The sequence below is a fragment of the Streptomyces sp. FH025 genome, assembly GCF_017427025.1.
Lineage (GTDB): Bacteria > Actinomycetota > Actinomycetes > Streptomycetales > Streptomycetaceae > Kitasatospora.
On the sequence record NZ_JAFLNG010000232.1, the window covers coordinates 1 to 10,412 of the forward strand.

General features: G+C 72.8%; 7 protein-coding genes. 4 read left to right on the forward strand and 3 right to left on the reverse strand.

Annotated features, from left to right (window positions below):
- Nucleotides 1–220: 220 nt before the first annotated feature.
- Entirely contained in the window at nt 221–2,923 is a 2,703-nt protein-coding gene (gene aceE / locus J0670_RS18060) for a pyruvate dehydrogenase (acetyl-transferring), homodimeric type (protein ID WP_207812639.1), read from the forward strand.
- Between the two features lie 185 nt (nt 2,924–3,108).
- Entirely contained in the window at nt 3,109–3,894 is a 786-nt protein-coding gene (locus J0670_RS18065) for an enoyl-CoA hydratase (protein WP_207812640.1), read from the forward strand.
- Between the two features lie 176 nt (nt 3,895–4,070).
- Here J0670_RS18065 and J0670_RS18070 read toward each other — a convergent pair whose 3' ends face one another.
- A complete protein-coding gene (locus tag J0670_RS18070) occupies nt 4,071–5,891 on the reverse strand; it encodes an NAD-binding protein (protein WP_207812641.1) in 1,821 nt (606 codons plus the stop codon).
- Nucleotides 5,892–6,056: 165 nt separating this feature from the next.
- Between J0670_RS18070 and J0670_RS18075 the strand changes: the two genes are divergently transcribed.
- Nucleotides 6,057–6,656, forward strand: a complete 600-nt coding sequence (locus J0670_RS18075; protein WP_207812642.1) for an HdeD family acid-resistance protein — start codon at nt 6,057–6,059, stop codon at nt 6,654–6,656.
- A 111-nt stretch (nt 6,657–6,767) separates the two neighbouring features.
- Here J0670_RS18075 and J0670_RS18080 read toward each other — a convergent pair whose 3' ends face one another.
- On the reverse strand, nt 6,768–8,192 hold the full coding sequence (locus J0670_RS18080; protein WP_207812643.1) for a CoA transferase: 1,425 nt from the start codon (nt 8,190–8,192) through the stop codon (nt 6,768–6,770).
- A 319-nt stretch (nt 8,193–8,511) separates the two neighbouring features.
- Here J0670_RS18080 and J0670_RS18085 point away from each other — a divergent pair, with 319 nt between their 5' ends.
- Nucleotides 8,512–9,207 (forward strand): N-acyl homoserine lactonase family protein, encoded by a 696-nt coding sequence (locus J0670_RS18085; RefSeq protein ID WP_207812644.1) that lies wholly within the window; start codon nt 8,512–8,514, stop codon nt 9,205–9,207.
- Between the two features lie 16 nt (nt 9,208–9,223).
- Here J0670_RS18085 and J0670_RS18090 read toward each other — a convergent pair.
- Nucleotides 9,224–10,412, reverse strand: a 1,189-nt coding sequence (locus J0670_RS18090) for a cytochrome P450 (protein ID WP_207812645.1), incomplete at its 5' end; no start/stop codon positions are given.

Consider the following 10,412-nt stretch of genomic DNA (forward strand, 5'->3'; position numbering starts at 1 on the left):
GCACCGCCGAGCCGCCCTCGGCTCGGGCTCCACTTGACGACTCAATGGTTCGTGTGGAAATGATCGATCATCGCTCATATTACCCACCGGTAATGGTTGACTCACACCCCTTCCGCTCCCTACCGTCCAGAGTGAGTTCCATGAAGAGAAATGCTATTCCGCATCCCGGAATATCTGCGGAATCGCCGATCTGAAGCGCACCGGCAAAGGGGAACCACCCGTGTCCCAGTTCGACCAGCTTCCCGACCAAGACCCCGAAGAGATCGCGGAGTGGCGCGACTCCCTCGACGCCGCCCGCGACTTCGGCGGACCGCACCGCGCCGCCCACCTGCTGCGCCGCCTCGTCGAGCACGCCGAACTACGCCGGCTCGGCCTCCCGCCGCTGCTGGACACCCCGTACGTCAACACCATCCCGACCACCGCCGAACCGGAGTTCCCCGGCGACGAGGAGATGGAGCGGCGGATCACCGCGTGGAACCGATGGAACGCCGCCGCCATGGTCACCAGGGGCAACCACCGCGGCGGCCTCGGCGGGCACATGGCCACCTACGCCTCCGCCGCCTGGCTGTACGAGGTCGGCTTCCAGCACTTCTTCCGGGGCAAGGAGGTCGACGGCTCCGGCGACCAGCTGTACGTGCAGGGCCACGCCGCACCCGGCGTCTACGCCCGCGCCTTCCTGGAGGGACGGATCTCCGAGGCCCAGCTGGACCGCTTCCGCCAGGAGACCGGCGGCGACGGACTGCCCTCCTACCCGCACCCGCGCCGGCTGCCCTGGTTCTGGGAGTTCCCCACCGTCTCGATGGGCCTGGGCCCGCTCTCGGCGATCCACCAGGCCCGGTTCAACCGGTACCTGACCGCACGCGGGATCAAGAACACCTCCGGCTCGCACGTGTGGGCCTTCCTCGGCGACGGCGAGATGGACGAACCGGAGTCGACCGCCGCGCTCGCCCTGGCCGCGCGCGAAGGCCTTGACAACCTCACCTTCGTGATCAACTGCAACCTCCAGCGCCTGGACGGGCCGGTCCGCGGCAACGGCAAGATCGTGCAGGAGCTGGAGCGCCAGTTCCGCGCGGCCGGCTGGAACGTGGTCAAGTCGCTGTGGGGCGAGGCCTGGGACGAGCTGCTGGCCCGCGACACCACGGGCGCGCTGGTGCGCCGGCTGGGCGAGGTGCCGGACGGGCAGTTCCAGACCTACGCCGCCTCCGACGCCCGCTACATCCGCGAGCACCTCTTCCACGCCGACCCCGAACTGCGCGCGCTCGCCGAAACCGTCGACGACCGGCGGCTGTTGGAGACCGTCGCGACCTCCCGGGGCGGCCACGAACCGCGCAAGGTGTACGCCGCTTACCGGGCGGCCCTGGAGCACCGGGGCGCGCCCACGGTAGTGCTGGTGCAGACCGTCAAGGGCTGGACGCTCGGCCCCGGCTTCGAGGCCCGCAACGCCAACCACCAGATGAAGAAGCTCTCCGGCGCCGAGTTCCGGGCGATGCGCGACCTGCTAGAACTCCCGATCCCGGACAGCGCGTTGAACGAGGAGCTGGTCCCGTACGCGCACCCCGGCCCGGACTCGCCGGAGGCCCGCTACCTGCGCGAGCGCCGCGCCGCTCTGGGCGGACCGGCTCCGGCCCGGCGGGTGCGCTTCACCCCGCTGCCCGAACTGCCCGCCAAGCCCTTCGAGACGCTGTTCAAGGGCTCCGGCACCCAGGAGATCGCCACCACGATGGCCTTCGTCCGCCTGGTCAAGGACCTGATGCGGGACAAGGCGACCGGCCACCGCTGGGTGCCCATCGTGCCGGACGAGGCGCGCACCTTCGGCATGGAGTCGCTGTTCCCGACCGCCGGGATCTACTCCCCGCTCGGGCAGACCTACGACCCGGTCGACCGCGACCAGCTGCTCCACTACAAGGAGTCGGCGAGCGGCCAGATCCTCAACGAGGGCATCACCGAAGCCGGTTCGATGGCCTCGCTGACCGCAGCCGCGACCGCGTACGCGACCCACGGCGAGCCGGTCATCCCGTTCTACATCTTCTACTCGATGTTCGGATGGCAGCGCACCGCCGACCAGATGTGGGCACTGGCCGACCAGTTGGGCCGCGGCTTCCTGATCGGCGCCACCGCCGGACGCACCACGATGACCGGCGAAGGCCTGCAACACGCCGACGGGCACTCCCAGTTGATCGCCTCCACCAACCCGGCAGCGCTCTCCTACGACCCGGCCTTCGGATACGAGGTCGCCGTGATCGTCCGCGAGGGCCTGCGCCGGATGTACGGCCACAGCGAGCGACACCCGCACGGCGAGGACGTGTTCTACTACCTCACGGTCTACAACGAGCCGCTGCCGCAGCCCGCGCTACCGGCCGGCGCCGAGGTGACGGACGGCATCCTGCGCGGCCTCTACCGCTACCGCGAGGCGGACACCGACACCCTGCCCGCCGCAGCCCCGCGGCTCCAACTGCTCGCCTCCGGCACCGCCGTGCACTGGGCGCTGACCGCCCAGCGGCTGCTCGCCGAGGACTGGGGCGTGGCCGCCGACGTCTGGTCGGCACCGTCCTGGACGGAACTGCGCCGGGAGGCGCTGGACTGCGACGCGGCCAACCTGACCCAGGCGGCGGCCCACACCGGCGCGGCGGCCCGCGTCCCGTACGTCACCCGGGCACTGGCCGGGGCACCCGGACCGGTGCTGGCGGTCAGCGACTGGATGCGCGCCGTACCCGACCAGATCCGGCCCTGGGTGGAGCAGGACTGGACCTCACTGGGCACCGACGGCTTCGGCCTCTCCGACAGCCGGGCGGCCGCCCGACGACACTTCGGCGTGGACGCCGAATCGGTGACGGTCGCGGCGCTGGCCGCGCTGGCCCGCCGGGGCGAGGTCAAGGCCGAGACCGTACGGCTGGCGGCGGAGCGCTACGGCGTCCGGTTCTGACGGCCCCGCGGCCCTGACGCACCCGCGGCTCCGACGCGCCGGTGCCCCCACTGTGCTGGTGACCGGCGTCTCGCATACCAAGACTGGCGCGAGGCGGGGCGCGTCGTAGATCGTTGGGTGGTCAGGGCGCGCCCGTACGGCGCCGAGCAGCGAAATGGCCGAGCAGCGGAATGGGAGTAACGGCGATGACCGAGACCGAGACCTACGAGACGATCCTGGTCGAGCGCAAGGGCCGGGTGGGGCTGATCACGCTCAACCGACCCAAGGCTCTCAACGCGCTGAACACCCAGCTGATGAACGAGGTGGTCGCGGCCGCCACGGCCTTCGACCGGGACCCGGAGATCGGGTGTCTGGTGATCACCGGTTCGGAGAAGGCCTTCGCGGCCGGCGCCGACATCAAGGAGATGCAGGGCAACCGGTTCCCGGACGTCTACCTGGACGACTGGCTGGGCCCGTGGGACCGGCTCGGCGCGCTGCGCAAGCCGGTCGTCGCGGCGGTGGCCGGGTTCGCGCTGGGCGGGGGCTGCGAGCTGGCGATGCTGTGCGACATCCTGCTGGCGGCGGACACCGCGAAGTTCGGGCAGCCGGAGATCAAGCTGGGCGTGATCCCGGGCATCGGCGGCTCGCAGCGGCTCACCCGGGCGATCGGCAAGGCGAAGGCCATGGAGCTGTGCCTCACCGGGCGGATGATGGGCGCCGAGGAGGCGGAGCGGGCCGGCCTGGTCTCCCGGATCGTCCCAACCGACCAGCTGCTGGCGGAGGCACTGGCCACCGCCGAGACGGTGGCGGCGATGTCGACCCCGGCGGCCATCATGCTCAAGGAGAGCGTCAACCGCTCCTTCGAGACCACCCTCGCCGAGGGCGTCCGCTTCGAGCGCCGACTGTTCCACGCGGCCTTCGCCACGGCGGACCAGAAGGAGGGCATGGCGGCCTTCGCGGAGAAGCGGGCGCCGAAGTTCGAGAACCGCTGACGGCGGGACGGCGAGCGGCGAACGACGGCTGGCGGCTGACGGCTGGCGGCGAACAGTCGACGGATAACAGCTGACAGATTTCAACATCTGAAATCTGTCAGCTGTTCGCTGTTACCCGTTCACTGTCACCTGTTCGCCCTCACCCCGTCCACCGCGACCCGTCGGCCCGCCCGCCGTCATCCCTCTTCCACCAGCACCGTGTTCAGTCGCGCCAGTCCGCTGCGGGAGGCGGCGACCACGATCCGGTCGCCCGGGGCCAGCCGCCGGGTGCGGTCCGGGAAGTTCCAGTGCAGCTGCGCGCTGCGGGCGAAGGCGACCGCGATCACCCGGACACCGCCCGGGTCCTCCAGGTCGTGCCGGTTCAGACCGATGAGCCCGCTGCCGTCCTCCACCGTCAGCTCGGCGATCAGCAGCACGTGCCGGAACACCGACAGCGTCCCACGTACCTCACTGCCCATCAGCGCGGCGGCGAAGGCGGGCGCGGCCAGGTAGGACACCGAGCGGGAGGCCGCGTTGTCCAGAGTCCGGTAGAAGTGCCGGGCGAAGTTGTCGTCGAACAGCCGCACCACCACCCGGACATCAGGGTTGCCGTGGCGCGCTTCCAGGGCCGCCTCCAGGTTGGTGGCGTCGTCACCGCTGACCGCGACCACCGCCCGGCTGTGCTTCAGCCGGGCACGGCGCAGCTGCTCCTCGAACGGGCCGTCGCCCAGCACCACCGGGATGCCGAGCGCCCGGACGGCGGCGATGCCCCGGGCCTGCGGGTCGCGTTCCATGCAGACCACCGGCACGCCCAGTTCGTGCAGTTGGGTCGCGACCCGGGTGCCGACGTTGCCGAGCCCGAGGACGATCACGTGGTCACGGGTGCCGGCGCTGGGGTTGCGGGGCAGTCCGCGCCGCCCCGAGCCGAGCACCTCGACCGCGATGGCGGTGGCGACCGGCGCGAAGGTGATCCCGCAGATGGTGATCACCACCTGGGCGACCCGCTGCCAGGCCCCGCCCGTCCCCGTCCCGGCGGTGAGGTCGGTCGGCTGGTCGGGCTGGGCGGCGCCGGCCAGGTCGAGCAGCGAGATGTAGACCGTCCAGCCGAAGTCCCGGCTGAGGTACCAGAGCACGGCGAAGGACATCAGCACCGCGGCGAGCGCGGTGAGCAGCACCAGTCGCAGCCGGGCGCTGGTGAAGAAGCGCATGGTGTCGAGCAGCCTCCAGTACAGCCGCCGCCCCCAGTTGGTCACCTCCCGGGGTTCGATGGGCAGCGCCTGGAGTGCGGCGACCCCGCCCGGCACGGGTTCGGGTTCGGGTTCGGTCGCCGGTGGCGGTTCGCGGCGCACCCCGCCCGGGCGGAACGGCCCGTCGTCGCCGAACTCGGTGGCGAGCCGGACGAATTCGGCCGAGTCGCCCTCCTGCGGTGCGAGCAGTCGGAGCTTGCTGAGGTCCTGGCGGTCGACGCGGTCGGCGACGACGCAGATCCGGTCGGGAGTGATGGCCTCGTCGAACGCGACGTGGAGGTAGCGCCCTCCGACCTCCACCGAGTTGGGCTGTCCGAGCGCGGCGGCCGCGAAGGCCGGTGCGGCGGTGGCGGAACCGGACAGCGCGGCGCCGTTCCTGAGGAGCCGTTCGATGTTCTCTCCGAGGCGTTGGTTGAACATCCGGAACACGATGCGGATGTCCGGGTTGTGGTCCTGGGCGCTGAGCGCGGCGTGGATGTTCTCCTGGTCGCTGCCCTCGACCAGCGCGAGGCCGCGGGCGGTGCCGACGGACACCGCGCGCAGCGCCTCCTCGGTGATGTTCGGGTACTCGACCACGGCTGCGACACCGGCGAGTTGCTCGATCTGCGGCGCGTGGTCACGAGTGCGGTCGGCGACCAGGACGACGACCGGGACTTCGTAGTGCTCAACGAGTTCCAGGACCAGCCGGTGCGCCAGCGCGTTTCCCCCGCAGACGATGTAGTGCTGGCTGATCGGCTCGACCGGAGGGGTCCCCCACCCTTCAGAAGTCATACCGCCGGATGATATCGACGGCGAGTGGCCGGAGGATGTCGTTCCGGTGACTGCGGGGAATCACTCGAACGGCCGTACCCGACCTGCGATCGGACCACGGTGCGGAGACGCTGGGGTTCGTCTTCTACCCCCGTTTTCCACCCCCGCTCCGAGGAGTGCACCACCGTGGTCCAGCCGATCATCACCCCCGACGGTTCCCCGGTCCAGGGACCGCTCGGCACGCTCGCCAAGGCCGCCTGGCAGGTCCTGCTGGTCGCCGGGTTGGCCTCGCTCGCACTCGGGATCGTCGTCTTCGTGTGGCCCCGGCAGACGCTGCTGGTCGTGGGCGTGCTGTTCGGCCTCTACCTGCTGGTCATCGGCATCGTGCAGCTGGTCGCCGCGTTCGGCACCCACGCCACCACCGCGATGCGGGTGCTGGCCTTCATCAGCGGCGCGATCAGCGTGCTGCTCGGGCTGCTCTGCTTCCGCAGCGCGGTGCAGTCGCTGCTGCTGCTCGCGCTCTGGATCGGGATCGGCTGGCTCTTCCGCGGCATCACCCAGCTGGCCGCCGCGATCTCCGACCCGCTGATGCCCGCCCGCGGCTGGCAGGCCTTCGCTGGCGTGGCCAACACCCTGGCCGGTGTGCTGCTGATGGTCTGGCCGGTCGGCTCGATCGCCGCACTCACCGTGCTGGCCGGGTGCTGGCTGGTGGTCCTGGGCCTGGTCGAGATCGTGACGGCCATCCAGGTGCGCGGCGAGGCCAAGCGGATCCCCTCCGGGGTCTGACGGCCGGGCCCCACCGACCCGGCCGCACGGCCCGGCACCGCTTCGACGCGGGGCCGGGCCGCTTCCTTGAACCGTGCGGGCCGCTTCCTCGGGGCGTGCGGGCCGCCTCCGTCAGAGCCAGACCGGCGCGTCCGTCCCCCAGCGCCCCGGCGGGCGGGCCCAGTCCGCGGGCGCGCCCTCGTAGCCGATCGGCGGAAGGGCGTGCCGCAGCCGCCCGTACGGCGAGTCGACCTCGGCGAGCCAGCGCGCCGGGTCGTACGGCTCGCCGTCCGTACCGGGTGCCGGTGCCGGTGCCGGTGCCGGTGCCGGTGCCGACGGAGGCTCGGGGGTGATGCCGTGGAGCAGCCAGGAGGCGGTGCCGGCGAGGGAGAAGCGCAGGTGGCGGCCGCCGGGGCGGTCGGTGCGCTGCTCGGTGAGGGCGCGCAGGACCGCGCCGGCGATCAGGTAGCCGGTGCCGTGGTCGAGGGCCTGGGCGGGCAGGACGCCGGGGCGGCCGTCGGGCGCGGCCTCGTGGGCGGCGATGCCGACGCCGGCCTGCACCAGGCTGTCGAAGCCGCGGCGTCCGGCCCAGGCGCCGGTCCAGCCCCAGGCGCAGAGCTGGGCGACGATCAGCTCGGGCCGGCGGGCGAGCAGTGCCTCGGCGGCGAGGCCGTGGGCGTCGAGGGCACCGGGGCGGTAGCCGGTGACGACGACGTCGGCGGTGGCGAGCAGGCTCTCGAAGGTGGCGCGATCGGCCGGGTCGGCGAGGTCGAGGCGGGTGGAGCGCTTGCCGAAGCCGGTGTCGGCGTGGGCATCCTCGGCCTCGGGCAGGTGGGGCGAGTCGACCCGCAGGACGTCGGCACCGAGCAGGGCGAGAGTACGGGTGGCGACCGGGCCGGCGATCACCCGGGTGAGGTCGAGCACCCGGATCCCTGCGGCGGGCCGGTCCACCGGGGCCGCGCCGAGGGACCGGACGGGCGCGTTGCCGACCGTCCGGCGCTCCACCAGGGGGTGCACGGTCGCACTCACCGGCGCGACGGCCACGGCGAGCGCTCCCGCCGCGTACGCGCGCTCCTGGATCTGCTCGGCCGGCAGCCCGCCGAGCACCTCGGCGAGCCGCTCCGGCCCGGAGTCCGGGGCGAGGTCGAGGGCCGAGAGCAGCCGGGTGCGGTGGTGCGGGTAGTTGGCGTGGGTGCGGACCCAGCCGTCGGCGGTGCGCCAGAAACCGGAGTGCGGGGCGAAGCTGACCGGCGTACGGCCGTCGACGGCCAGGTGCCGCTCGCTGACGAAGGCGGTGGCCACGGCGCCCTCGTCCACCCGGACGGCGGGGACGGGGCCGCCGGCCCGGTGGGCGGCGAGTTCGGCGGCGGCCAGCGAGCAGGCCGCCACCGTGGCCCGGGCGAGCCGGCGCACCGGCAGGCCCGAGGGCAGGACGGACCGCGGGCCGTGGAAGCCCACCCGCTTCAGGAGTTCGGCCGGCCCCCCGAGGGCGGCCCAGGCGTCGGCGGTGGGGCGGTCGGCGGGCTCGGCCCCGGGCTGCGTCGGACGATCGGTCATGCCGGGCATTGTGCTCCGCTTCGTGGGCGTCCGCCGTGACGCCCGCCACCACCGGCGTCACCTCCGGTGGGCGTCGGCGCCGGCGGCGGGTTCACCCGGGTCGGTCCACCACCGACCCGTCACCGGTCCACTGTTGCTCCGCCGTGGGTCCACCATCAGGTCATCGCCGACCCGTCGCCTCCTCCATGCCTGCTCGATGCCCGCCGGGTATCGGCGAGGAGGCGGGTGAAGCCGGACAGGGGGCCGCAGGCCGGCGGGTAGGGTGCGAAATGCGGCCGACCGGGCCGTGCACAAGGGGGCTGTGCGACAAGGGGGACGAATGTTTACCATCCGCCGTCTCGACCTGGGCTACTTCGTCCGGCCGGCGTCCGAAGTCGGCGGCCCGGAACCACGGGTGGAACCGGTGCTCGCGTACCTGGTCCGGGGGCCGGAGGGCCTGCTGCTGTTCGACACCGGGATCGGCGCGGGCTCACCGGAGACCGAGGCGCACTACCGCCCGGTCCGGCGTCCGCTGCCGGAGGCGCTCGCGGCGGCCGGCGTCTCGATCGGGGACATCGACCTGGTGGTCAACTGCCACCTGCACTTCGACCACTGCGGCGGCAACCCGCTGTTCGCCGGGAAGCCCATCCTGGTCCAGTCGAGCGAGCTGGCCACCGCCCGGCGCGGCGGCCACACCATCGACGCGCTGGTCGACTTCCCCGGCGCCGTCTACCGCGAGCTCGACGGCGAGGCCGAGATCTGGTCCGGCGTCCGGGTGCTGCCCACCCCCGGACACACCGAGGGCCACCAGTCACTGCTGGTCGAACGCCAGGGCAACTGCTCGATCCTGCTGGCCGGGCAGGCGTACGACTTCGCCTCCGAGTACGGACAGGCGGTGCTCGCCCGGCAGGCGGCGCGCGAAGGGATGGCCGCGCCGCTGCCCGGCTACCGGGGCTGGCTGGACCAGGTCGCGGAGCACGCGCCGGGCCAGGTGCTGTTCGCACACGACCACGCGGCCTGGGCGCTGGCCTTCTGATCCGCGGCCGGCAGCTTCAGAAGGTGAAGCGCAACGAGCGGACCCGGTGGTCGAAGCTGGACGGGATGAGCACCGGCTCGCCGACCGACCGGACCTCGGGCAGCCGGGTGAACAGCTCGCGGAACAGCGCCGTCATCTCCTGCCGGGCCAGGTGCGCGCCGAGGCAGTAGTGCGGACCGCCGCCACCGAAGCCGAGGTGGGGGTTGGGGGTGCGGGTGATGTCGAAGGCGTCCGGGTCGGGGAAGACCGTCTCGTCCCGGTTGGCCGAGCCGTAGTAGAGCGCGACCTTCTCCCCCGCCCTCAGCAGCGGTCCGCCCGGGCCGCCGAGCACGTGGTCGACAGCGAGGGTCCGGCGGAACTGGATGATCGGCGTGGCATGGCGGACGATCTCGTCCACCGCTCCGTCGAGCCGCCCGTCCAGGTCGGCGAGGAGCAGGGCGCGTTGCTCGGGGTGGGCGGTCAGCAGGTGCAGGCCGTGGGCGAGCGCGTTGCGGGTGGTCTCGACCCCGGCGACCAGGAGCAGGGTGAAGAAGGCTCCCAGCTCGCGGCCGGTGAGCCGACGGCCGTCCACATCCGCGGTGACCAGCGCGGAGATCAGGTCCTCGGTGGGCCGGCGGCGGCGCTCGCGGCCGATCGAGGCCACGATGCCCTGCATCCGGGCGAGCGCCGCCAGCCCGCGCCCGGGCATCCGGAGGCGGCGGCGCAGCGGGCGGGCCACGCCGATGTCCTCGGAGGTGCGGTTGACCAGGTCGAGGATGGCGCGGCGCGACCGCTCGGGGATGCCCATCATGGTGCAGATCACCTGGAACGGGAGCTCCGCGGCGACCGCGGCGACGAAGTCCTCGGGCCGGCCGAGTTCGACCTCGTCCACCAGCGCGGTGACGGTGCGGTGGACGTCCTCCTCGACCCGGCCGAGCAGCCTCGGGGTGAAGGCCCGCGAGACGATCCGGCGCAGCTGGGCGTGGCGGGGGTCGTCGAGGTTGACCATCGAGTCGCCGAACAGCAGCCGGACCCAGCGGGCCGGTTCGGGGGTGGTCACACCCGGGCCGGAGAGGAAGACGGTGGGCGTACGGCTGGCCTCGACGACGTCGGCGTGCCGGACCAGGGCGTGGAAGCCCCGGCCCGTGGCGCGGTCTCCGAAGTAGACCGGGTCGGGGCGGCGGCGCAGCTCGGCGAAGGCGGCTGCGCGGTCGGAGGCGGGCAGC

Bases quoted from the DNA above. Each gene is read 5' to 3' on its own strand.
- J0670_RS18065 (WP_207812640.1), top strand. From the start codon at position 3,109: ATGACCGAGACCGAGACCTACGAGACGATCCTGGTCGAGCGCAAGGGC.
- J0670_RS18070 (WP_207812641.1), bottom strand. From the start codon at position 5,891: ATGACTTCTGAAGGGTGGGGGACCCCTCCGGTCGAGCCGATCAGCCAG.
- J0670_RS18080 (WP_207812643.1), bottom strand. From the start codon at position 8,192: ATGACCGATCGTCCGACGCAGCCCGGGGCCGAGCCCGCCGACCGCCCC.
- J0670_RS18085 (WP_207812644.1), top strand. From the start codon at position 8,512: ATGTTTACCATCCGCCGTCTCGACCTGGGCTACTTCGTCCGGCCGGCG.